Source organism: Humibacter albus DSM 18994 (genome assembly GCF_000421825.1).
In the GTDB taxonomy this organism is placed as follows: Bacteria; Actinomycetota; Actinomycetes; order Actinomycetales; family Microbacteriaceae; genus Humibacter; species Humibacter albus.
In genome coordinates this window covers 429,892-453,185 of sequence record NZ_ATXT01000011.1, presented here as the reverse complement: position 1 = coordinate 453,185, position 23,294 = coordinate 429,892, and the positions used below count along the sequence as shown (strand labels likewise).

21 protein-coding genes and 1 tRNA gene are annotated in these 23,294 nt (G+C 67.3%); 18 read left to right on the top strand and 4 right to left on the bottom strand.

Annotated features, from left to right (window positions below):
* Positions 1-57: 57 nt before the first annotated feature.
* From H623_RS17545 to H623_RS17540, 3 genes are all read left to right on the top strand, one after another.
* Positions 58-1,320, top strand: coding sequence for a sensor histidine kinase (locus tag H623_RS17545; protein WP_022899560.1), 1,263 nt, complete (start codon positions 58-60; stop codon positions 1,318-1,320).
* Entirely contained in the window at positions 1,317-1,979 is a 663-nt protein-coding gene (locus tag H623_RS0103485) for a response regulator (RefSeq protein ID WP_022899559.1), read from the top strand. The genes H623_RS17545 and H623_RS0103485 overlap by 4 nt, the downstream gene beginning before the upstream one ends.
* Positions 1,980-2,243: 264 nt before the next feature.
* A complete protein-coding gene (locus tag H623_RS17540; RefSeq protein ID WP_022899558.1) occupies positions 2,244-2,555 on the top strand; it encodes an SHOCT domain-containing protein in 312 nt (103 codons plus the stop codon).
* Between the two features lie 14 nt (positions 2,556-2,569).
* Here the strand turns inward: H623_RS17540 and def are convergent, their stop codons facing one another.
* Positions 2,570-3,136: a peptide deformylase gene (gene def / locus H623_RS0103475; protein WP_022899557.1), complete on the bottom strand. Its 567-nt coding sequence runs from the start codon at positions 3,134-3,136 to the stop codon at positions 2,570-2,572.
* A 43-nt stretch (positions 3,137-3,179) separates the two neighbouring features.
* Between def and H623_RS0103470 the strand changes: the two genes are divergently transcribed.
* From H623_RS0103470 to H623_RS0103460, 3 genes are all read left to right on the top strand, one after another.
* Complete coding sequence (locus H623_RS0103470; protein ID WP_022899556.1) at positions 3,180-4,145, top strand: DMT family transporter; 966 nt, start codon at positions 3,180-3,182, stop codon at positions 4,143-4,145.
* A gap of 151 nt (positions 4,146-4,296) precedes the next feature.
* Entirely contained in the window at positions 4,297-5,517 is a 1,221-nt protein-coding gene (locus H623_RS0103465) for a glycosyltransferase (RefSeq protein WP_022899555.1), read from the top strand.
* Between the two features lie 8 nt (positions 5,518-5,525).
* Positions 5,526-5,599: transfer RNA gene (locus H623_RS0103460), tRNA-Ile, on the top strand.
* A gap of 50 nt (positions 5,600-5,649) precedes the next feature.
* Here the strand turns inward: H623_RS0103460 and H623_RS0103455 are convergent.
* The gene (locus tag H623_RS0103455) at positions 5,650-6,342 is read right to left on the bottom strand and encodes a GntR family transcriptional regulator (protein ID WP_022899554.1); all 693 of its coding nucleotides are present in this window, start codon (positions 6,340-6,342) and stop codon (positions 5,650-5,652) included.
* Between the two features lie 174 nt (positions 6,343-6,516).
* Between H623_RS0103455 and H623_RS0103450 the strand changes: the two genes are divergently transcribed.
* The 10 genes from H623_RS0103450 (at position 6,517) to H623_RS0103405 (ending at position 18,033) form a co-directional block, all read left to right on the top strand.
* Positions 6,517-7,710, top strand: a complete 1,194-nt coding sequence (locus H623_RS0103450; protein ID WP_022899553.1) for an NAD(P)/FAD-dependent oxidoreductase — start codon at positions 6,517-6,519, stop codon at positions 7,708-7,710.
* On the top strand, positions 7,707-8,081 hold the full coding sequence (locus H623_RS17535) for a (2Fe-2S)-binding protein (RefSeq protein WP_022899552.1): 375 nt from the start codon (positions 7,707-7,709) through the stop codon (positions 8,079-8,081). The genes H623_RS0103450 and H623_RS17535 overlap by 4 nt, the downstream gene beginning before the upstream one ends.
* Positions 8,078-9,538, top strand: a complete 1,461-nt coding sequence (locus H623_RS17530) for an NAD(P)/FAD-dependent oxidoreductase (RefSeq protein WP_022899551.1) — start codon at positions 8,078-8,080, stop codon at positions 9,536-9,538. Before H623_RS17535 ends, H623_RS17530 begins: the two co-directional genes overlap by 4 nt.
* A complete protein-coding gene (locus tag H623_RS0103435) occupies positions 9,535-10,464 on the top strand; it encodes a dihydrodipicolinate synthase family protein (protein WP_022899550.1) in 930 nt (309 codons plus the stop codon). The genes H623_RS17530 and H623_RS0103435 overlap by 4 nt, the downstream gene beginning before the upstream one ends.
* An 18-nt stretch (positions 10,465-10,482) precedes the next feature.
* A complete protein-coding gene (locus H623_RS0103430; RefSeq protein WP_022899549.1) occupies positions 10,483-11,496 on the top strand; it encodes a proline racemase family protein in 1,014 nt (337 codons plus the stop codon).
* A gap of 202 nt (positions 11,497-11,698) precedes the next feature.
* Positions 11,699-12,919, top strand: coding sequence for a sugar ABC transporter substrate-binding protein (locus H623_RS0103425; protein WP_026939868.1), 1,221 nt, complete (start codon positions 11,699-11,701; stop codon positions 12,917-12,919).
* Between the two features lie 37 nt (positions 12,920-12,956).
* On the top strand, positions 12,957-13,910 hold the full coding sequence (locus tag H623_RS17525; RefSeq protein ID WP_084485547.1) for a carbohydrate ABC transporter permease: 954 nt from the start codon (positions 12,957-12,959) through the stop codon (positions 13,908-13,910).
* Positions 13,907-14,767: a carbohydrate ABC transporter permease gene (locus tag H623_RS0103415; protein WP_022899546.1), complete on the top strand. Its 861-nt coding sequence runs from the start codon at positions 13,907-13,909 to the stop codon at positions 14,765-14,767. Before H623_RS17525 ends, H623_RS0103415 begins: the two co-directional genes overlap by 4 nt.
* 57 nt (positions 14,768-14,824) lie before the next feature.
* On the top strand, positions 14,825-16,786 hold the full coding sequence (locus tag H623_RS0103410; protein WP_022899545.1) for a glycoside hydrolase family 127 protein: 1,962 nt from the start codon (positions 14,825-14,827) through the stop codon (positions 16,784-16,786).
* Entirely contained in the window at positions 16,747-18,033 is a 1,287-nt protein-coding gene (locus H623_RS0103405; RefSeq protein ID WP_022899544.1) for a metal-dependent hydrolase family protein, read from the top strand. The genes H623_RS0103410 and H623_RS0103405 overlap by 40 nt, the downstream gene beginning before the upstream one ends.
* A 45-nt stretch (positions 18,034-18,078) precedes the next feature.
* On the opposite strand, the gene H623_RS0103400 is transcribed toward H623_RS0103405, so the two are convergent.
* Positions 18,079-18,963, bottom strand: coding sequence for a cytochrome c oxidase assembly protein (locus tag H623_RS0103400; RefSeq protein WP_022899543.1), 885 nt, complete (start codon positions 18,961-18,963; stop codon positions 18,079-18,081).
* A 205-nt stretch (positions 18,964-19,168) separates the two neighbouring features.
* On the opposite strand from H623_RS0103400, the gene H623_RS0103395 reads away from it, so the two are divergent.
* Both H623_RS0103395 and H623_RS0103390 read left to right on the top strand, forming a co-directional pair.
* Positions 19,169-20,872 carry a bifunctional 3'-5' exonuclease/DNA polymerase gene (locus H623_RS0103395; protein WP_026939864.1) on the top strand — a complete coding sequence of 568 codons (1,704 nt, stop codon included), beginning with the start codon at positions 19,169-19,171 and terminating at the stop codon, positions 20,870-20,872.
* Between the two features lie 109 nt (positions 20,873-20,981).
* On the top strand, positions 20,982-21,839 hold the full coding sequence (locus H623_RS0103390) for a DUF1684 domain-containing protein (RefSeq protein WP_022899541.1): 858 nt from the start codon (positions 20,982-20,984) through the stop codon (positions 21,837-21,839).
* Here the strand turns inward: H623_RS0103390 and H623_RS17520 are convergent.
* Positions 21,805-23,289, bottom strand: a complete 1,485-nt coding sequence (locus H623_RS17520; RefSeq protein WP_342664574.1) for an MFS transporter — start codon at positions 23,287-23,289, stop codon at positions 21,805-21,807. The two genes, H623_RS0103390 and H623_RS17520, sit on opposite strands and share 35 nt — an antisense overlap.
* Positions 23,290-23,294 lie beyond the last annotated feature (5 nt).

The window sequence follows — 23,294 nt, the reverse complement described above, 5'->3', positions numbered from 1 at the left end:
GCGGCCCGTCGTCCACGGGCGGAGGTGTGGTCGACGCCCTCTCATTACGATGAGGGGATGCCGTACCCGCCGTGGCTGCGTACCGGCCCCGAGCCGACGCCGCACGAACGCGCTCGGCGCAGGCAGCGGGCCCGCTGGTTTTCGGCGATCCTGAGCGCGGCCGTGCAATTGCCAGGGCTGGCCATCGTGATCGCGCTCGCACGGCATCCGCTCGCCGTGCACGATCCCGCCCGCGCGGTCGTCGTCACGATCGGCATCCTTGCCGCCGCGGCCCTCGTGCCGCCGTGGCGGCGACCGGCCGTCATCGTGGTGGCCGCGCTTGCTCTGCCCTCGATCGCCTACGCGCCGGGCCCTCCGGCGGCGGCTCTGGCGGTGGCGTTCGTCGTCGCCCGCACCGTCTTCGCCGGGGACTCGCTCTGGGCCTGGTGCACGCTGGCGGGGATGGGCCTCGCGGGCGTCACGTGGACCATCGTCTTCGGCCCATCGCAGGCCAGTGTGCGCGCCCTGGTCGTGACGATCGCGCTGTGCGTGCTCGCCGGCGTCGTCACCGGGATGGGCGCGCGTCGTGAACGCTTCCGGATAGCGGCGCGGGAGGAGAGCGCCCGGCGTCGATCGGCAGCCGAGGAGGAACGGCTCCGGATCGCGCGCGAGCTGCACGACGTGCTCGCCCACTCGCTCTCGCAGATCAGCGTGCAGGCCGGCGTCGGTCTGCACCTCTTCGACGACGATCCCCGGGCGGCACGCGAGACCCTCCGGTCGATCCGTTCGACGAGCGTGACGGCCCTCGACGAGGTACGCGCGGTGCTCGGCGTGCTGCGCGATGGCGACGAGCCCGAGGCCGCCGACCAGGCCCCTGCCGCCGCGGACGCGCGTCGACCCGGTCCCGCCCTGAGCGGCATCGCCGCCCTGATCGACGATGCTCGCGCCTCCGGTCTGATCGTCGCGTTCCAGGCGGAAGGTGATGCGAACATCGCCCTGGTGCCCGCCGGCACGCAGTCCGCCGCGTATCGCATCACACAGGAGGCGCTCACCAACGTGCGCCGGCACGCGCCGCGCGCACGCGTCGAAGTGGACGTGCGCGTCACCGGCGATGCCGTAACGATACGGGTCCGGAACGGCCGGGGCGGAGCGCCGCAGGGCGAGGGTGCGCACGGCGGTCGCGGCATCCTCGGCATGCGTGAGCGCGCCGCCGCGCTCGGGGGCACCATCGAGGCGCGTCCGCTCGGAGCAGGCTTCGTGGTGGAGGCAAGGCTGCCGTTTCGCGCACCGCCGTCATCGGCGTCGGAAGGGGCCGCAGCGAGCAGAGGGGCGAACTCGTGATCAGGGTCGTGCTGGCGGACGATCAGGCTCTGGTGCGGGCGGGCTTTCGCGCCCTGCTCGATCACGAGAGTGACATCGAAGTGGTGGGGGAGGCATCCACCGGTCGCGAGGTCGTCCAACGGGTGCGCTCGAGCCGGCCCGACGTGGTTCTCATGGACATCCGCATGCCCGAGGGGGACGGCCTCTGGGCGACCGAGCAGATCGTGCGGGATCCGGCTTCGGCGGCATCGCACGTCGTGATCGTGACGACGTTCGAGATCGACGAGTATGTGGCAGAGGCCATCAGGGCGGGAGCGAGCGGGTTCCTCGTCAAAGACACCGAGCCCACGGAGCTGATCCGGTCGGTGCGTGTGGCGGCGGCGGGTGATGCGCTTCTGTCGCCGAGCGTCACGCGCCGGCTGCTGTCTCGTCTGGCTAGCGCGCCGAAGCCCGAGGCGACGGCCGCGACACTAGCGCCGCTCACGGAACGGGAACGGGAGGTGCTCACGCTGGTCGCCGAGGGCCTCAACAACACCGAGATCGGGCTGCGGCTCTTCATGAGCCCGCTGACGGCGAAGACGCACGTGTCCCGCATTCTGACGAAGCTGGATGCCCGCGACCGTGTTCATCTCGTCGTGATCGCCTACGAGTCTGGGCTGGTCGGGCCCGGTCGACTCTGAGTGCGCTCGGGCGGGCTTCGCGTGCGCTCCGGCGGGCCCCGAGTGCGCTCCGGCGGGCCCCGAGTGCGTTCCGGCCGGCCCCGAGTGCGCTCCGGTCTGCTCTGAGCGCGCTCCGGCCTGCTCCGAGGGGAGGAGCGCGGTGCCTCCAGCCGGCCGATGACGCCGCCTCACAGGCCCGGAAGTCTGGAGTCGGCTCGGTAGGTCGGGCCCCGTCGGCCCGATCCGCGGGCCGGGACATCAGACAGTCAGAGAGGTTCTCCCATCATGTTCAGCGCATCAACGGCGGGCGCAGCTCACGCCCTCCACGGGTTCGGACCGTGGGCCGGCGGATTCTTCCCGTTCTTCTTCATCATTCCGATCTTCTGGATTCTCGTGATCGGGCTGATCGTGTTCCTGGTGACCCGGAGGCGACGCGCCATCTGGCACGATCAGGGCGCGTACGGGCCCTGGTCGGCCTCCCGGAGCGCGGAGTCCACCCTCGCCGAGCGCTTCGCGCAGGGCGACATCGACGAGGTGGAGTACCGCAAGCGACTCGAGGTGCTGCGCGCGAACCGGCCGGGTCCGGGCGGCCGCTGACCGGCATCCTCGGCTCAGTCCTCCAGGTGGTCGACTCCGGGAAGCCACGTGAGTCCGGGCACGCCCCAGCCGCGTTTGCGTTCGACTTTCGCGGCGGTGCGGGCGTGCCCGTCGGTGAGGCGATCGACGTACAGCAGGCCGTCGAGATGGTCGTACTCGTGCTGGAATATGCGGGCCAGCCAGCCGTCCGCCCGCACCTCGAAGCTTTCGCCGGCGGCGTCCACGGCTTGCAGAATGGCTCGCGGGGAGCGGCGAAGCGGGAATCGCTCTCCGGGAAACGACAGGCATCCCTCGGATTCGGTCTCCGGATCGGCGTCGCCGGCCGGAACGGGCGCGATCCAGAGCGTGGGGTTGATCGCCGCGCCGCGGTGCCGCACGTCGGCGTCGTCGGTCCAGTCGTACACGAACAGCCGCTTCGCGACCCCCACCTGCGGTCCGGCGAGGCCGACGCCAGGGGCGGCTGCCATCGTCTCGTACATGTCCTGCACGAGCGAGGCGAGGTCGTCGTCGAAGTCGGAGACCTCGGTGGCGGGGGAGTGCAGCACGGGATCGCCGCAGATGCGGAGGGGAAGAACGGCCATTCGACAAGGGTATCTTCGCGATAGCCGTTAGGGTCGTGGGGTGATGTTCGACTTGGCGGCCTCGTCGACCGACCTCGCCGCCCTGCAGCCCCGGCAGTTCATCGGCATCCCGATCGCTCTCGTCGGTGCGGTCTTTCTGTCGCTCGGCGCCCAGTTCCAGCATCGCGGTGTGACGAAGGTGGAACGGCATACCGATCACAACGGTCAGGGCGGCCTGCAGTTCGCTCAGCTGAAGCTCCTGCTGGCCAGGCCGTCGTGGGTGATCGGCACTGTTCTGCTCGGACTCGCCATTGTGCTGCAGCTGACCAGCCTGGCGTTCTCGCCCCTGATCGTCGTGCAACCGCTGGGAGCGGTCTCGCTCGTCATCACCGCGATCATCAACGCCCGGGTGAGCGGAACCCGCCTCAACAAGCGCTCGATCCTCGCGATCGTGCTGTGTGTCGGAGGGGTCGGCGCGTTCGTGCTGATCGCTGCGTTCGCCGCACGGGAGGTCCCTGTCACGGAACGCGACCTCGTCGAGATCCTGATCGTGCTCGGCGTCGTCCTGGTATTGCTGGGCGCGGCGTTCGTGCTGTTCCGCAAGCGGTTCCATGCCATCGGATACGTGCTGGGCGCCGGCATCCTGTACGGCTTCGTGGCCACGCTGGCGAAGTCCGTGATCTCGCGCGTCGAGCAACGGGAGTTCGACATCCTGACCATCTGTTGCGTTGTCGCGCTGCTGGCCGCGGTAGGACTCGGCGCCTACTTCGTGCAGAACGCGTACGCGTCGGGACCGCCCGACCTCGTCATCGCCGGTCTGACCGTGATCGACCCGCTCGTGGCCGTCACGATCGGCATCGTCATCCTCAACGAGGCGGCCGGCGCCACGGCATGGCAGATGGTGTCGTTCGTGCTCTTCGGAGTCGTCGCGATCATCGGCGTCTTCCTGCTGGCCCGTGTGCATCCCGGCATGAAGTCGCACGGCGACGCGGCCGCGGCGAAAGCGCCGGGCGAGAACGGCGCTGCATAGACTAGGGGCTTGAATCAGCCGCGGATGCATCCCACCCGGCACCACGCACGTGCCCAGACCCCCTCACAGCACGTAAGAAAAGGACGGCTCCTTGACGGACTCACGAGATGCCGCTGGGCCTCGGACGGATTCCTCACCCGAGGCTTCGCCCGTGCCGACGCCGGCGACGCAGCGGCCGCCTCTGAAGATTCTGATCGGTGCAGACACGTTCGCTCCCAACGTCAACGGTGCGGCACGCTTCGCCGAACGGCTCGCGGCCGGCCTGGTGGAGCGCGGCCACGAGGTGCACATCATGGCTCCCGCGGCGTCGCGAAGGCACGGCACCTGGTATGAGGAGCATGAGGGAGCGCGGATGCTCATGCACCGGCTGCCCAGCTGGCGCTGGTGGGGTCACTGGTTACGTTTCACGTTGCCGTGGGCGATCAAGGGCAAGAGCGCTCGTGTGCTCGACGAGGTGAAACCCGACGTCGTGCACTTCCAGTCCCATTTCGTGGTCGGGCGCGGCCTGTCGATCGAGGCGCGCAAGCGCGGCATCCGCGTCATCGCGACGAACCACTTCATGCCCGAGAACCTCATCGATTTCGCACACATCCCGCACGGTCTGCGCCAGCTCGCGATCGACGCCGAGTGGAAGGATGCCGCGCGCATCCTCGCCCGAGCCGAGGCCGTGACCACGCCGACGAAGCGGGCCGCCGAGTTCCTGGAGCAGAAGACCGGGTTGACGCGCGTCTACGCGGTCTCTTGCGGCATCAACGCCGACGAGTACACGCCGAGCTTCGAGCCGCGCACGAGCAACCGGATCACGTTCGTCGGACGTGTCACCGGAGAGAAGCACATCGACGTTCTCGTGAAGGCCGTGGCGCAGCTCCCCGACGATCTGGAGGCCACGCTCGAGATCGTCGGTGACGGTGACCAGCTGAAGAACCTCGAACAGCTCGCGGAGCAGCTCGGCATCCGCGATCGAGTGCACTTCACGGGTTACGTGAGCGACATCGAACTGCGCCAGGCGTACACACGCTCGACGGTGCTCGCGATGCCGTCGACCGCGGAACTGCAGTCGATCGTGACGATGGAGGCCATGGCATCCGCCCTGCCGATCGTGGCGGCGGACGCCATGGCGCTTCCGCATCTGGTGCATGACGGGGAGAACGGCTATCTGTTCGCGCCCGACGACGTGCACGACCTCGCAGCGAAGCTCGAGCGCGTGCTCCGGCTTCCCGACGACGAGTTCGCAGCGATGAAGCACGAGTCGCTGAAGCTCATCGCCGCGCACGACATTCAGCGCACTCTGAACACGTTCGAGTGCCTGTATCGTGGTGAGGCGGTGCCGGACCCGGTCGTCGACCAGTCCGCGCCCACCACGGCCGACTGATCGGTCACGGGGCGGTAGCTCAGCTGGTTAGAGCAGCGGACTCATAATCCGTCGGTCACGGGTTCAAGTCCCGTCCGCCCTACATCGTGAGAGACTCCGGCAGAGTCGCGTGCTTCGGCGGAGCGGCGAGGGTCAGCCCTGTGCCGCCAGTTCCTCTTCCCTTCGCCCCGCCCACCATCCGACCACGTGGCCGATGTGATGCATCATGAGCCGCTCGGCATCTTCGCCTCTGCCTGCCAGCAAGAGGTCCAGCAGCTCGTCGTGCTCGGCGGCGGACTCCTGGAGCTCGGCCGTCTGACTCATCGAGACGAGGCCGACGAGGCGAGTCTGCTTGCGCAGTTCGGCGACCATGTCGACCAGGCGATCGTTGCCGGTCAGTCGGAGAAGGCCCAGATGGAAACGGCTGTCTGCAGCGAGGTATGCGGTGAACTCGGACTTGCCGGCCGTGACCGTGATCTCGTGAGCGATCTCACGCAACTCGGCGATCGGGCCATCGTGGATCCGTTCGGCGACGATCCGCATCGCCGGCCCCTCCAACCATCTCCGCACCTGTACGAGGTTGCGGAGCTCGCTCTCGCTGACCTCGGTGACACGAAAGCCCTTGTTCCGCACTGATCGAACGAAACCGCGCTTCTCGAGGTCGAGCATCGCCTCGCGCACGGGAGTGGCGGACACGCTGAACTGCGCCGCGAGGGTGGGCACCGACACCAGTGTGCCGGGGGCGAGTTCGCCCGACACTATTGCTGCCGACAACGTCGACTCCACCCCTTCACGGAGGCTGGCCGCAGGAGGCAACGGATCGAAACCCCCTTCGCGTTTGGTCACAACGTCCCTCTCTGTGGTGTGTGCCATAGTAGCGGCATCGCGCGCCGCCGCCGTCGTCGAGATTAGCGTGTAAGTCACCCACGATCCGGGACCTGTTTCACGGCCTCATCGGCACGACCATGCTGTAATATGTTACATATTAGTACTCTGAGGGCTGCGTTGGGAGGTGAAGGGGTGGGACACGATGCGATCGTCGTCGGCGCCGGCATCGTCGGCGCCGCCATTGCACGCGCACTTGCTCGCGCGGGCATGGATGTCGTGATCGTCGATCGTGGCCAGCCGGCAAGCGGAACCTCCGCATCGTGCGAGGGGAACCTGCTGGTCTCCGACAAGCCTCCCGGGCACGAACTCGTGCTCGCTCAGTATGCGTCCCGCCTCTGGCGTGTAACGGCCGGAGAGTTGTCGGATCAGTTGGGGCCTTCCTTCCCCGCGATCGAATACGAGCGCAAAGGCGGTTTGGTCGTGGCCACGACCGAGGCAGGCGCCTCGGCGCTCTCGAGATTCGCTGCCGCTCAGCGTGACGCGGGCGTCGATGCACGCGAGGTGGGTGATCCTTATGCCTACGAGCCGGAGCTCACGTCCGAAGTGAGTGCCGCTGTCTACTATCCTGACGATGCTCAAGTACAACCGACGGTCGCCGCGGAGGCGTTGCTCGCTTCAGCGCGCGCCTATGGTGCGCGCGTGATGACAGGGTTTCCAGTGACAGGACCCGTCCTCGATCGAGACGGCGGTCTCGCTGGTGTCAGATCGGGTTCCAGAACCCTGCACGCGCGGCGAGTGGTCGTGGCGGCTGGGCCGTGGTCGGCAGCCCTCAACGCGAAGCTCGGTGTGTCGATGCCCGTGTTGCCGCGTCGCGGTGAGTTGCTGGTGACGGCTCCCCTCAGACAGCGAGTGTTCCACAAGGTGTACGGCGCGGACTACGTGGGCGCGGTCGAGTCCGACGATGGCGGCCTGCAGACATCCAGCGTGGTGGAGTCCACTCGGGGCGGCACGATGCTCCTCGGCTCTTCACGCCAGCGGGTGGGGTTCGACGAGCGACTTCGCGTGGATGTCTTGCAGCAGATCGCCGCCAAGGCTGTGCACCTCTTTCCGTTTCTCCGCGACGTCGCGGTTCTTCGCAGCTACGGCGGGTTCCGCCCGTATATGCCCGATCATCTTCCGGTCATCTCGGCAGATCACCGTTTGCCCGGGCTTTGGCAAGCCGTCGGTCATGAGGGGGCCGGTGTGGGGCTCAGCCTCGCAACCGCCGAGCTGGTGCGCGATCTGATGCTCGGCGTTCCTCCGGCCCTCGACGCCGCCCCGTTCTCGACCGAAAGGCCGTCTCTGCTACCGCATCTCGATGACGTTCCCGAGAGGGTGATCGTGTGAGTCCTGTGGTCATGCCTCCCGCAGGGGATGCGGTGCACCCGGGCGCCGCGACGCCGGTCGCGATCGTCGTCGATGGCGAACGCGTCAGCGGGATTCTCGGCCAGACCATCGCGGGAATCATCATGGCCCAGGACGTCCTGCGCCTGCGCGACTCCCGCGAAGCACGACCAAGGGGCGTGTTCTGCGGCATCGGCGTGTGCTTCGACTGTCTCGTCACCGTGAACGGGGTGTCGGATGTCCGTGCATGCCAACGCGCGGCGGTCGAGGGTGATGAGGTGCTGACGGGAGTCGATGCTCCGATGGGCTTCGTCGGGGAGGACGCGACGTCGGTCGGGCGAGGGCGTTCCGAGCAAGGGGACGTGGAGTCATGAGGCACGTCGTGGTGATCGGTGCAGGTCCTGCCGGTCTCGCTGCGGCTCGGGCAGCACGCATGCGGGGCGCGCGCGTCACTCTGCTCGATTCCTCCGACCGGCTCGGTGGCCAGTATTGGCGGCATCTTCCCGATGCGCGACCTGCTGAGAACGAGGGCGCACTCCATCACGAATGGTCCGCGTTCCAACGTCTGCGTGCGGGTCTGCTCGAAGACGGCGATTGCCGCATCCTGATGAACGCGCACGTCTGGTCGCTGGAGAGCCGCCATGATGCGGCCGGGATCGTGAACGTCGTTCTGGGGCCGCCCGACGGTGTCGGACGAGAACGGATCGCTCTCACTCCCGACGCCGTCGTTCTCGCCACCGGCGCGCATGACCGCATGCTGCCCTTTCCGGGCTGGGACTTGCCGGGAGTCGTGACAGGGGGAGCAGCCCAGGCCTTCGCGAAAGGCGAACGGCTGGCGATCGGACGTCGAGTCGTCGTCGCCGGCGCGGGGCCGTTCCTTCTGCCGGTGGCTTCGTCACTGGCGCGCACGAATGCCAAGGTCGTCGGGGTGTTCGAGGCGAATCGGTTGAGACGCGTGGCCGCGGGGTGGCTGCCACGTCCGTGGCAGTTGCTGCGCACGCCGGCCAAGATCGCCGAACTGGCGGGCTACGTCGGCGGGCAAGTGCGGTTCGGCATTCCGTACCGCACCGGGCGCGCTGTGGTGTCCGCGCACGGCATCGACAGGGTCGAGGCGGTGACCGTCGCAGTGGTCGATCCGGAGTGGCGACCGATCGCCGGGACTGAGAAGCGGATCGCCGTCGACGCGGTCTGCATCAGCCACGGTTTCACTCCCCGATTGGAGCTTGCCGTCGCCGCCGGCTGCCGGTTGATCTCGGCGCCCTCGGGCGAACGGTTCGTCGAGGTGGACTCCGATCAGCACACCAGCGTTCGCGGCGTCTACGCAGCGGGCGAGCTGACCGGCATCGGCGGAGCGGATCTCGCGCTCGTCGAGGGTGGCATCGCGGGAGCGGCGGCTGCGGGCGGCGGCATGTCGGCATCCGAGCGCCGCACCGCATCGCGCAAACGTGCCGTGTACGCCGGCTTCGCGCAACGCATCGATGCTGCTCATTCGATTCGGCCTGGGTGGACGTCGTGGCTTGATGACGACACGATCATCTGCCGATGCGAGTCGGTACGCTTCGGCGCACTGAGAGAGGCGCGCGCGGCAACCGGGTCCCGTTCACTGCGATCCCTCAAGCTGACCACTCGCGCCGGGCTGGGAATGTGTCAGGGCCGGGTCTGCGGCCGCACTGTCGAACAGCTGTTGAGCACCGACGACACCGCGGTGACGGATCGACGACCGATCGCCATGCCGATCCGGCTCGGCGAGCTCGCTACGAACGCCGGGTCGGCACGATCGCACGACCCGAACGAATGCCTGCCCCAGGGCAGTGGAAGGGAAGAACCATGACTGACGGATTCGATCTGGGCGGCGTCGTCGTCGCCACCACGCTCGCCTATGCAGCCGACGCGGATGCGCCGGCTGGGCTGGCCGTCGACTACGACCGGTTCGCGGCGCATTGCGACTGGCTGATCGACAACGGATGCCGCGGCGTCGGTCCCAACGGATCCCTCGGTGAGTATTCCTCGCTGACCGACGAAGAACGGCGCAAGGTCGTGAAGGTGGCGGTCGACGCCGTCGGTGGGCGGGGCCTTGTCATTGCCGGCGTGCACGGCGTGGGCTGGCACCAGGCGCAGCAGTGGGCCCGTTACGCGAAGGAGGACGGCGCGGATGCCGTGCTCCTGCTGCCGCCGATCGTCTATCGTGCCAACGAGTCGGAACTCATCGAGCACTACCGCCGGGTTGCGGAGGTCGGGCTTCCGATCATGGCGTACAACAATCCGATCGATACGAAGGTCGATCTCACACCGGACATCCTCGCGAAGCTCGCCGAGATTCCCGAGGTGGTCGCCGTGAAGGAGTTCTCCGGTGACGTTCGCCGCATTCTCGAGATCAAAGAGCTCTGCGACCTCGACGTCATCGCGGGCGCCGACGACCTGCTCTTCGAAGCATTGGTCGCAGGGGCCGACGGCTGGTTCGCCGGATTCCCGAACGCATTTCCGAGCGAAGCCGTCGAGATCTACGATCTCGTGAAGGCGGGAAGCATCAGTGAGGCCCGCGAGCTGTATTCGCATCTGGTCGCCGCCTTTCGGTGGGACTCGCGCACCGAGTTCGTGCAGGCGATCAAGCTCTCGATCGACATCGTGGGCGGCAGTTATGGCGGTCCGACCAGGCCTCCGCGCGGCCCGCTCTCGGCCGAGCACGAGCGCCGATTGCGCGCCGATCTGGCACGGGCCCGGGAGTACTTGGGCTCGCGAGAAGCAGTGACGGCGTAGTCGCGGGAGGCAGGGCTGATGCGTTCTTCCAGGATGTTCACGGCGGTCGACTCGCACACGGAGGGCATGCCCACGCGCGTCGTCACCGGCGGGGTGGGCGCGATTCCCGGCGAGACCATGAACGACCGGCGGCTCTACTTCATGAAGCACATGGATGACATCCGACTGCTGCTCATGACGGAGCCGCGTGGTCACGCCGCGATGAGCGGTGCGATCCTGCAACCCGCGATAAGGCACGATGCCGACTGGGGCGTCGTGTACATCGAGGTCTCCGGATGCCTGCCGATGTGCGGTCACGGCACCATCGGCGTCGCGACGGTGCTGGTGGAGACGGGCATGGTTCCCGTGGTCGAGCCCGAGACGATCATCCGCCTCGACACCCCTGCTGGGCTGGTCGTCGCGCGAGTGGCTGTGCAGGACGGACACGCCGAGTCCGTGACGATCGAGAACGTGCCCTCATTCTGCGTGCGGCTGGATGCCTCGGTCTCGGTTCCGACGCTGGGGGAGGTGTCGTACAGCCTGGCTTTCGGCGGCAACTTCTACGCGATGGTCGACCTCGACGCCGTCGGGCTGCCGTTCGATCGGGCACGTCAGCACGACATCCTGTCTGCCGGCCTGAAGATCATGGATGCCATCAATCTCGCCGCACCTCCTCATCACCCCACCATCAAAGGCGTTGATCTCGTCCATCACGTGGAGTTCATCGCCCCCGGCTCGACCGCACGTCACTCACGCCACGCGATGGCGATCCACCCTGGCTGGTTCGATCGCTCACCGTGCGGCACGGGAACCTCAGCGCGGATGGCGGAACTCTGGGCCCGGGGATTGTTGCCACTGGACCAGGAGTTCGTCAACGAGTCGTTCATCGGCTCGCGCTTCGTCGGGCGGCTGGTCAGGGAGACCACGGTCGGGGCTGAGGGCGATGCCGTCCCCGCGGTCATCCCCACGATCAGCGGACGTGCCTGGCTCACGGGACTCGGTCAGTACCTGCTCGACCCTTCTGATCCGTATCCCACGGGCTTCACGTTCTGATCCTCGCTGGCGGGCGTGCGACAGCGGGAGAGCGGCGTCGACTCTTGTACTGTGACGTGTGACATATTACACTCGAAAGCAGTCGATTCCGCTCGATCGTGCAGTTGCGGGACGGACGGCGCGGCCGTGCGATGCGGCACAGCCCGAGTCACGAGGTCATAGCAACGGCATCGAGTGTCGAACACAAGCAAAGGAGCTCGTCGTGAAGAAATCACGTCTTGTCGTCGCCATGGTGTCCGTCGCCGCGATGGCGCTCACACTGACGGCCTGTTCGTCCGGTTCATCATCGGGGGGCAAGCAGACCCTCACGATCGAGGACTACTTCACCGACACCGGAAAGGTGTACGACGCGATCTACAAACAGTGCGGCAGTCAGATCGGCGCGACGGTGAAATCCAACCACGTCGCCGGCGCATCGCTGATCTCGAAGGTGCTGCAGCAGGCATCCTCGAAGACGCTGCCGGACGTGCTCATGCTCGATAACCCCGACGTGCAGCAGATCGCCGCCTCGGGCGCGCTGGCCCCGCTCAAGACCGTCGGTGTCAGTGTGCCGAAGGACTACGTGCCGGCGGTCGTGAAGGCAGGAACTTATAAGGGTCAGCTCTACGGGCTTGCCCCGGCGATCAATTCGATCGGTCTCTACTACAACGTGGACATGTTGAAGGCGGCCGGCGTCACGCCGCCGACGACGTGGGCCGAACTCAAGGCAGCCGCGCTCAAGCTCACCGACAAGAGCAAGGGTGTGTACGGCTTCGCGATGAGCAACATCAACACCTACGAGGGCACGTGGCAGTTCCTTCCGTTCTTCTGGACCGCGGGCGGCGACGAGAAGAACATCGCCACACCCGACGCGGCGAAGGCGTTGCAGTTCGTGACCGATCTGCAGAACGACGGATCCATGTCGAAGAGCGCACTGAACTGGTCGCAGGCCGATGTGAACAACCAGTTCGTCGCGGGCAAGGCGGCCATGATGGTCAACGGGCCGTGGCAGTTGCCCGCACTGAACGCGAAGAAGGGGCTGCATTTCGCGAGCGTGCCGATCCCGACCCCGTCCGCCGATGAGAAGGTGGTCTCCCCGTTGGGCGGCGAGACGTTCAACGTGCCGCGTACCGGTGACAAGACGAAGATGGCGCTGGCGGGCAAGTTCGTGCAGTGCCTGAACACACCGGCCATCCAGAAGAAGATGGCGGGGGCCGTGGGCGATGTGCCCTCGAGCGAGAAGGTCGCGGCATCGTTCGTGAAATCGCATGACCAGATCGCGTCATTCGCCGAAGTGGTGAAGACCGCACGCGCACGTACCGCGGAGCTCGGTCCGGACTGGCCCAAGGCCGCGACGGCGATCTACACCGCGGTGCAGCTCTCGCTGACGGGAAAGGCCAGCCCGAGCGCAGCGTTGAAGCAGGCACAGGCGCAGGAGAAGTGACGGCAGTCGGTGCAACCGTGTATCGAAGGAGCACGGAATGACTTCACTGCACGTCGAGGCCGCAGAGGCGCGCTCCCGACCTCGTCCCGGCGGGGGAAGGTCGCGTTCTCGGAACAGGACGCTGCACTATCTCACGAGATGGTTGTTCGTGGCGCCGGCGATCATCTTCGTGCTGGTGTTCTTCGGCTACCCGATCGTGCAGAACGTGGTGATGTCGCTGCAGGACTACACGACGGCCACGTTCTACACCGGCATCGCACCGTGGGTCGGCTTCGAGAACTACGCGAAGGTGTTCGGCAACCCGTTGTTCTGGACGACCGTGATCAACACGTTGTTGTTCACGGTGGGTTCGATCGTGTTCCAGTTCGGCATCGGCATGGCGTTGGCCCTGTTCTTCAAGCGGCATTTCCCGCTGAGCGGGTTCTTGCGCTCGTTGCTGTTGCTGCCGTGGCTGCTGCCGCTGATCGCGTCGGCGGCGGTGTGGAAGTGGATCCTCGATCAGGGCAGCGGAGCGTTGAACCAGTTCCTCGGACTGTTCGGGGTGCAGCCGGTGCCGTGGCTGGTCAGCCCGAGCCTGGCGTTGATCGCCGTGATCGGGGTGAACATCTGGTTGGGCATCCCGTTCAACACGACCATCCTTTACAGCGGCCTGCAGGCCGTGCCCGGTGAGCTCTATGAGGCGGCGGCGTTGGACGGCGCTGTGGGGTGGAAGGCGTTCTGGCACATCACGTGGCCGAGCATCCGCTCGGTGGTCAGCGTGGTGATCGTGCTCGGCGTGGTCTACACGCTCAAGGTGGTGGACATCATCCTGGGTCTGACCGGCGGTGGGCCGGCGAACTCGACGCAGACGCTGGCGACCTGGGCGTACCAGAACTCGTTCGTGCAGTTCCTGTTCGGCCAGGGTGCCGCGATCAGCAACGTGCTCATCGCGGTCTCGCTCGTCTTCTCGCTGGCCTACCTGTACATGACCCGCAAGGAGGTCGACGAATGACCGCGACACAGGCGCTCGTGGTGCCACGCGGAACGGGCAAGACGCATCACCGGCCTTCACGCACCTGGCCGATGACGGTGCTCGGCATCATTTTCTTGGCGATCATGGTGTTCCCCATCTACTGGATGATCAACTCCAGCCTGCAGGCGAACTCCGGTGCGGCGACCACGGCCTGGTTCCCGGTGGACCTGACGTTCTCCGGCTACGAGGCGGCGATCCAGCAACAAGGCGGCAACCTCGTCACGAGCCTGATCATCGCGATCGGCACGGTCGTGCTCACGCTCGTGATCGCGACGCCTGCCGCCTACGGTCTTGCGCGGTTCAAGATGAAGGGGATGACGGCGTTCGTCTTCGTTCTGCTGATCACGCAGATGATCCCCACGATCGTGATCGCGAACGCGCTGTACGCGTTGTTCAACGATTGGGGCCTGTTGAACTCGTACCTCGGGCTGATTCTGGCCGATAGTGCGGCGCAGATTCCGTTCGCGATCATTCTGATGCGGGCGTTCATGGCATCCCTGCCGCAGACGTTGGTGGAGGCGGCGCTGGTGGACGGTGCGAACAACTTCCGGGCGTTCGTCTCGATCGTGGTGCCGATCAGCAAGAACGCGATCATCACCGCAGCCTTGTTCACGTTCCTCGGCGCGTGGGGAGACTTCCTGTTCGCGCTGACGCTGACCAGCACACCGCAGGTGCGCCCGATCACGCTCGGCATCTACAACTACCTCGGCGCCAACGTGCAGCAGTGGGGACCGGTGATGGCGACCGCGGTGATCGCCTCCGTCCCCGCGGGACTGCTGCTCATCCTCGCGCAGAAGTACATCGCAGCCGGCGCCCTCGGCGGCGCCATCAAATGACGAGAAGACTCAGAACTTCGTGCACGCGGCAGCCGCCGAGAAGGAGTGGTTCGAAACATGTCCATGACGATTGACGCGCAGGACCGAACAGGGCGCCCGGCTCAACCTGTCGCGCCCGTGGTTCCCACCGTCGGTGCCGTGCGTCCGCTCGGGATCGAGCGGATCCGGATCGACGACGGCTTCTGGGGCGCCAGGCAGCGCCTGAACCAGGAGTCGATCATCCCGCACCTCGAGTATTGGGAAGAACGTGCCGGGTGGCTGAAGAACTTCGACGCCGTCGTGGATGGGACCGTCGCCGACGTCCGCACGGGGCAGAAGTTCGCCGACTCCGAGATCTACAAGACGCTCGAAGCCATGGCATGGGAGATCGCACGTTCTGGGGATGCCGGCCTGCAAACCCGGTTCGACAGGATCGTCGCGCGCGTCGCCGCTGCACAGAAGCCGGACGGATATCTCAACACGCGTTTCGGAAATGCCGGACAGCCGCCGCGATATTCGGACCTGGAGTGGGGACACGAGCTGTACTGCTTCGGCCACCTCATCCAAGCGGCCGTGGCGCGGCTTCGCACGGGGCATCGGGACCAGCTGGTGGACGTCGCGATCAAAGCGGCAGACCACGTCTGCGAGGTGTTCGGACCCGACGGGCTTCAGAGAGTGTGCGGACACCCGGAGATAGAGACGGCGCTGGTCGAGCTCTCTCGCGTGACCGGCGACGAGCGTTATCTGCGCCAAGCGCGGGTCTTCCTGGATCGACGCGGTCACGGCACGCTGGGCGATATCGAGTTCGGCCGCTCCTATTTCCAGGACGATGTGCCGATTCGTGACAACGAGGTCTTGCGCGGGCACGCCGTGCGTGCCCTTTACCTGACCGCCGGTGCGATCGATGCCGGCATCGAGGAGCACGACGTGCGCTACGTGGATCTGCTCAGAGCTCAGTACGATCGCACACTCGCACGGCGCACGTACATCACCGGAGGGATGGGTTCTCACCACCAGGACGAGGCATTCGGTGACGACTTCGAGCTGCCGCCGGACCGCGCCTACTGCGAGACATGCGCGGGGGTCGCGTCGGTCATGGTGGCCTGGCGCTTGCTCTTGGCGACCGGTGACCTGAGGTACGGCGATGTGATCGAGCGCACGCTGTACAACGTGATCGCCGCTTCCCCGAGCGACAGCGGACGGGCCTTCTTCTATACGAACCCTCTTCAGCAACGCGTCGCCGCAGCGGCGGCTCCGGCTGACGAGCTGAGCCTCCGTGCCCAGTCCCAGTTGCGCGCTCCGTGGTTCGAGGTTTCGTGCTGTCCGCCGAATGTGGCGCGCACCTTCGCTCAGCTGGCCAGCTACGTGGCGACCCAGAATGCGACGGGCGTTCAGATCATCCAGTACATGACCGGTGACATCCGTGCCGAGTTGGACGTCGGCGTCGTCGAGCTCCGCATGACGACCGGGTATCCCGATGACGGTGTCGTGACCATAGACGTCGACAGTGCACCGGATGCGCCGTGGACGCTGACGCTGCGGATCCCGGAATGGGCCGAATCGGCGGTGGTAACGGTGGACGACGCGGAGGTCCCCGTGGTCGGCGCCCGCTGCACCATTCCGATGACCGGATCCGGCCACCGGATCGTGCTCCATCTGCCGATGGAGCCACGCATCATGGAGCCCGATCCGCGGATCGACTCCGTGCGCGGCACTGTCGCCGTGGCACGTGGCCCGCTGGTGATGTGCGTGGAGTCCGTCGACCTCCCCGTCGGCGTCGACCTCGAGAGCGTGCGTATCGACGCCGCGGGCGCCCTCGCCTCGACGCGTTCCGGAGTGGAGGCATCCGGTCGGCTGGTCGGATACGAGGACGCGATGTGGCCGTACCGGTCCGTGGCCGACGAAGCGAGCCGCCCCGCCGTGCCGGAGAGCGAACCGTTCCGGCTTCCCTTGGTGCCCTACCACACCTGGGCGAACCGGGGTCCGAGCACCATGCGCGTGTGGATCCCGCGATCGCACACGGGGCGCCCGGCCGCGTGATGCGAACGAGGATCAGGGCTGCGGAGCCGCACGACGACAGGACGTTCGTCATCCGGGACGCACGAGTATTCGACGGCCAAGCATCCGAACTGGTCGAAGCGGACATTCGCGTCGAGGCCGGTCGTATCGTCGAGATGGGGAAGCACGTTCGTTCACACGGCCCGCCCGAGTGGCGTGCGGCGGGCCGTGTCGTCTCCCCGGGACTCGTGGACGCGCATTTCCACGCCTACGCTGTCGGCCTCGATCCCGACGGACTTCCCCTGAGCTATCTCGCACTGGCGGCCCAGCACCGGCTGCGTGCTGCGCTCGCCCGCGGGTTCACGACGGTGCGCGATGTGGCCGGTGGGGACGCAGGCCTCGAACTCGCCATCGAACGCGGGCAGCTCCTCTCCCCGCGTTACCTCTACACAGGTGCTGCTCTGAGCCAGACAGGTGGTCACGGTGACCCGAGAGGGCCGTTGGATGCCTGCGCACCGCCGACCGGTGGCCACACCGTCGAGGTCGTCGACGGCATCGATTCGCTGGTCGGGGCGGTTCGCGAGCGGTTCCGCGGCGGAGCCCACGCGATCAAGATGTTCGCCTCCGGCGGAGTCATCTCCCCACACGATCCTCTGCGCGCGCCGCAGTTCAGCGCCGAGGAAGTCCGCGCGGTGGCTGCGGAGGCCGAACGGCACGGGAGCTATGTTGCCGCGCATGCGTACTCGTCGGAGGCGATCGCGCACTCGGTGCTGAACGGTGTCCACAGCATCGAGCACGGAAATCTGCTCGATCCGCCCACGGCGAGGCTCATGGCCGATCGCGACGCGGTTCTCGTTCCGACGTTGGCCACGTACGACTCGCTGCGACGCCGAGGGACCGCGATCGGACTCTCCGACGTGTCGCGAGCGAAGAACGCCGAGGTGCTCGATGCGGGCCGGCACGCTATCGAGTGCGCAGCGGCAGCGGGAGTGCCTGTGGGATTCGGCACCGACTTGATGGGCGAGCTCGAAGACGATCAGCTCGTCGGCATCCGACTGCAGGGCGAGGTGATGGGCGCGCTGGGAGCGCTTCGATCGATCATGCACACCAACAGGGAACTTTGCGGCCCGCACGCCGAGCTCCCGTTGATGGCTCCCGGGGCGGTGGCAGACCTGGTGGTGTGGGACGGCAATCCGCTCGAGGACCTCTCCGTGGTGTGGGATGAACGCCGGGCCCGATCGGTCGTACTCGATGGCCGCCTCGTCACGGATCAGCTCGGGTTGGCGTGAGCCGCGGGGCCGCACCCACGTTTGCTCACGACAGGGGGAGCGACGCTACCGCCGCCAGCTGTTGAGGTGAGCCTGCGTCAGCCGTTCCATCTCCTCGTCGCTGAGCTCGTCGATCGCCTTCGCCTCTTTGTCGTCGGTTCTCGCCCAGCGCAGGAACAGGATGATGATGATCGGGATGTCCGCGATCTCGGCGATGAACCAGATGAAGTCGCCGGCGAGATGCTGGTCGTGCAGCGGGTTCGGGAACCAGGCCGGCATTCCGGTCTGCATCGTCGTCACTGAGTCGATCACGACAGTGTGCAATCGCAGCAGGATGCCCGGAATCGCGTCGAAGACGAGCGCCGCCATCGCGATCATGAACTCGAACATGAGCGACAGGCTCAGGTGCTTCCTGGTCGACTCGGCGATCGGCACGATGGTCAGCAGCCCGAAGAGCGGCACGAACACGGTCGCGATGTTCTGCGGAACGGGACTCAGCCGTAGCCAGGCGGCGAGTGGAGTGACGAAGAGCAGGAAGATCACCATCGTGAAGATCGGCTCGAAGATCGCATTCCCGATCGTGCGCAGAAAGCGGCTCTGCAGGAACCTGTCCAGACGCGCGCGACCGCGATCGCCCAAGGCCGCCTGCGCCAGCGCCACGGGACGTCCCAGCGCGAGCAGCCAGGGCACGAGGAAGAGCAGAAGCGCCCACCGGGTGATCTCGGCCCAACGGAGCTCGTAGGTGAACGCGCCGAGAAAGCCGAAGGACACCGCCGCATACGACCCGAGTCCGAGCACGAAGAAGCCCAGTGTCGGCAGCGCCGGCCAGCTCGTGCCCTTCCGCCTCGCGGCAATGATTCCGGCGACGTAGGCGGTGCCGAGCACCACGATGGTCACGAGGGCGACCCAGTCCACCTGGAACGTGGTCAAGGCAGTGGCGATCGACGGCATATCGATTGAATGCTAGGGGTCCATCCAGCGGATGTTCCGTGCCGCGTCTGAGCGATCTCGCAGGCAGCGGGTCGCCGACGGAAGTCCGTCGGTGCACGTCACCGCGGTGCTCGATTCTCCTCGGCCGACATTTTTCGATAGTATCGAAGACAGTTTCGAGGTGCGGGGATCCCGCCGCGCGATTGCACGAGGAGTCGTCACGGGCATGTCTGCGGACCCGAGCGTTGCATACCTCGTGCTGCAACGCGCGGGCGAAGCGGTTCAGGTCTCGTCGGTGTCGGCCGACGGCAGCCTGCTCGAGGTTCGAAGGATGCCGGCCGCTCAGTGGCCGGAGTGGGCTGCCGCTGCCGAGCGCACGCATCCGCGCTGGGCGTGGCGCAGCACGCGGGCGTGGTATCCGGAGCTGCTGCACCGCGGCATCCGTGTCGAACGCTGCGTGGACCTCGCGCTGTGCGGCACCATCGTGCGCGGTGCCGCTGTCACCTCCGGCACCGCCCTGCACGGCGCAGGCCCGGCCTGGAAGGTCGTCCTCGACGTTCCCGCCGTCGACCAGGCGCTCTTCGCCTTGGAGGAAGCGCCGCAGAATGAGCCCGACGAAGTGGAGGAGCTGCGGGGTCAGCTGGATGCCATCGCCTCGGTCGCCGATCCGGTCGCGTCCTCTCGCCTGCGGCTCCTGCTCGCGGCGGAGTCCGCCGGTGCCCTCGCCGCCGCCGAGATGCAGCACGCGGGCATCCCTTGGCGGGAAGACGTGCATGACCGGCTGCTCACCGAGGCGCTCGGTGCCCGCAACGCTCTCGGCGGCCGTCCGGCGCGCATGGAGGATCTCGTGGCGCAGATCAGGGACGGTCTCGGTGCGCCGAGCCTGAATCCGGACTCGCCCGGTGACCTGGTGAAGGCGCTGCGGCGGGCCGGAATCAACACCGCGAGCACTCGGGCGTGGGAGCTGCGTGAGGTGAAGCATCCGGCCATACCCGCGCTCCTGGAGTACAAGAAGCTCTCGCGCCTGCACGCCGCGAACGGCTGGACCTGGCTGTCGACGTGGGTGCACGACGGACGGTTCCGGCCCGACTACGTTCCGGGCGGGGTCGTCACCGGACGATGGGCCACGAGCGGTGGCGGTGCGCTGCAGCTGCCGAAACAGGTGCGTGCGGCCGTCGTCGCCGATCCGGGCTGGAAGCTCGTCGTGGCGGATGCCGCCCAGCTGGAACCGCGTATCCTCGCCGGCCTCGCACACGACGCGAGCATGGCGCAGGCAGGTGCAGGACGCGATCTGTATGACGGCCTGGTGGCATCCGGTGTCGTCGACAGCAGACAGCACGCCAAGGTCGGCATGCTCGCGGCGATGTACGGCGGGACCACCGGTGACGGCGCCCGCGTCTTGCCCCGGCTCACTCGCGCGTTCCCACGTGCGATCGCGCTCGTCACGGCCGCCGCGCAGGCGGGGGAGCGCGGCGAGCAGGTGAGCACGCTCCTCGGGCGCACCTCTCCCTTGCCGTCGGAGCAGTGGATCGCCGAGCAGCGGCAGGCCTCGCTGCCGAGCGCCACGACCGAGCACGAACGCCGCGCCCGCTCGCAGGCACGAGACTGGGGGCGATTCACGCGCAACTTCGTCGTGCAGGGCACGGCTGCGGAGTGGGCACTGTGCTGGATGGCGACGCTACGGAACCGGCTGGTCGCCCTTCACACCGACGAGCGCGGGCGCGCCGCGGCACCGTTCGGCTCGAGCCCTCATCTGGTGTACTTCTTGCACGACGAGGTGGTCGTGCACGCACCGGAGTCCGTGGCGGAGCGTGCCGCCGACGCGATCCGCGACTCCGCGACGGAGGCAGGTCGGCTGCTCTTCGGCAGCTTCCCCGTGACGTTCCCGCTCAGCGTGGCCGTCGTGGACAGTTATGATCGCGCCAAGTGACCGGACGTCCGAGGCCGGCAATAATCGCGAAGGACCGCCGGTTGCATAGTTCGCGTCACGCCGGGGCGGCCTGCGCCTGGGCCGCCGAGATACCGACGAGGATGGAACCATGACCGACACCGCCGCATCGACCGACACCAGCACCCCCACCGACCCCGCGGAACTGCTGGCCAACTTCCACGCGCGCCGCGAATACTCCGTCGTGCAGCCGAACGGCAACCTCGCGCTCGTCAACACGCAATGGATCACGGACGCGGAACCGCAGGCCGTCTGGCCGGTAGCGGGTCGGTGGTCCGCCCTCCCCGACGGGGGGAAGGGCCTGCGCGTGATCGCGTCGGCGGAGGACGCCGTCGTGATCGACGGCCGCATCGTCGAGGGCGAGGCCATCGTGCGCGGCAGAGACAGCGACGACCCGAGCGCGATCTCCTTCGGCGACACCGCGACCGGAACCGTGATCGTCAACGAGGCCGGCGAGTACGGACTGCGGGTCTGGGACACGCAGTCCGAGGGCATCCGGGAGTTCGGCTCGATCGACACGTTCGACTACAACCCCGAGTGGGTCATCCGGGCATCGTTCACGCCCGTGGAAGGGCTTTCCGTCGGGTTCGAACACCTGAAGGACGAGGGGGCGTCGCGCGAGAAGGCGATCCCCGGTGAGATCACGTTCAGCAAGGACGGCGTGGACTACAACCTGGTGGCGTTCAAAGCCGGTCGTGCCCTGCAACTGGTGTTCTCCGACGCCACGAGCGGGAACTCGTCGTACTCTGTGGGCCGATTCCTCTTCGTCGCCCCGAGCCCCGACGGTTCCATCACACTCGACTTCAACCGCGCCATCCTGCCGCCGTGCGCGTTCAGCTACGCCTTCAACTGCCCGATGCCGCCGAGGCAGAACCGGTTCACCGTGCCGATCGAGGCCGGCGAGAAGAACGTGCTCACGAAGAGCGGCTCGCTTCTCCACGAGGAGTGAACGCAGCGCTGCGGGTCGGGCTGTCTGCGCTCCGCTCTGGCCGGTCCGATGAAGCGGATCGGTGCCGGAGCATCATCGTGACACCGGCGAACACATAGAGCACGCCCTGCGCCTCCAGGAGCGGCAGCAGCCCCGATGCCGGCTGGATCAGCCCTGCCGTGACGAGCCCGGCGCCCTGGCCTACCGCCGCGACGAGGCCGTACGCCGCGAACGCGGCACCGCGGTCTGGAGCCGTGGTCTGGATCAGGCTGACGTACCCCGTCGAGAGCAGCACCCCCGGCGCACCGACCAGGATGAACAGCACGACATAGGGCCACAGCGTGGTCGTGAGCACGGGCAAGTTCCACACCGCCAGGGAGATCGCACCGAACGCGAGCGCCCCGACCACGATCAGTCGTCGAGGTCTCACCGCCACCGCGAACAGTCCGAGCGCCGCTCCGGCGGCGATCGACCCGACCGCCTGGATGCCCCGCAGCAGTCCCACTTCGGCGTCCGATCCGCCGAGGGTGTCGGTCACGAACAGCACGAAGAGCACGAGGAACAAGCCCTGAGCCGCACCCGCGAGCCCGACCGAGACGAACGCGGCACGCATCCCGCGTTGGCGCAGCGCCGGAAGCACCCCGTGCCGCACCGCGGCTGCGTTTCCGTGTTCGGACGCTGCCGTGCCCGTGGCACCGGCACGATCACGCGGCGCGCTCCAGAGCAGCACGGCGGCGAGCACGAAGCTCGCCGCGTCCGCCGCCACGACGAGCTCGAGCTGCCCGAATGCGAGCAGTGCTCCGCCGAGCGGGCCGCCCACGAGCCGGCCTACGTTCTGTGCCAGTCCGATGAGCGCGTTCGCGCTGACCAGGCGGTCGCGGTCGACGAGGTCGGGCATCCACGAGTCCTTCGCCGGCTCGAAGATCGCCGAGCAGGATGCCTGCACCACGATCACGACGTACAGCACGTCGAGCGTGTCTTCGCTCTGCACCACCAGCAGCGGCACGACAGCGACGGCCTGCACCAGCGTCACGGTGACGAGCAGTCTTCGTCGGTCGAAGCGGGCGACGAGCCTGGCGACGACCGGAGCGAGCGCCACAGCGGGAACCAACTCGAGCAGGAATGCGAAGGAGGTGCCCAGGGCCGATCCGCTGAGCCGGTAGACGACGAGAGGCAAGGCGACGAACAGCATCCAGTCGCCGCTGTCGGACACGAAACCGGCCACGAGCACACGCCGGAACGCCGGGGAGCTCAGGGCGGAGTTCATGCGGGGCCGGCAATCGGGTCGTGGCCGGAGGGGCGCGGCAGGGCGAGGATCGACAGATCGACGGTCTCGGCGCTCTCGGGCACGTCGGTCCGCACTGCGGCGATGTAGGGGCGCACGAGCGCGTCGATGCGCTCGGCGAGGAGATCGAGCTCCTCGGGCGTCACCTTGAGCCCGTAGTGCGCGTGGGCGTCGCGGTCGCGCCACTGCGC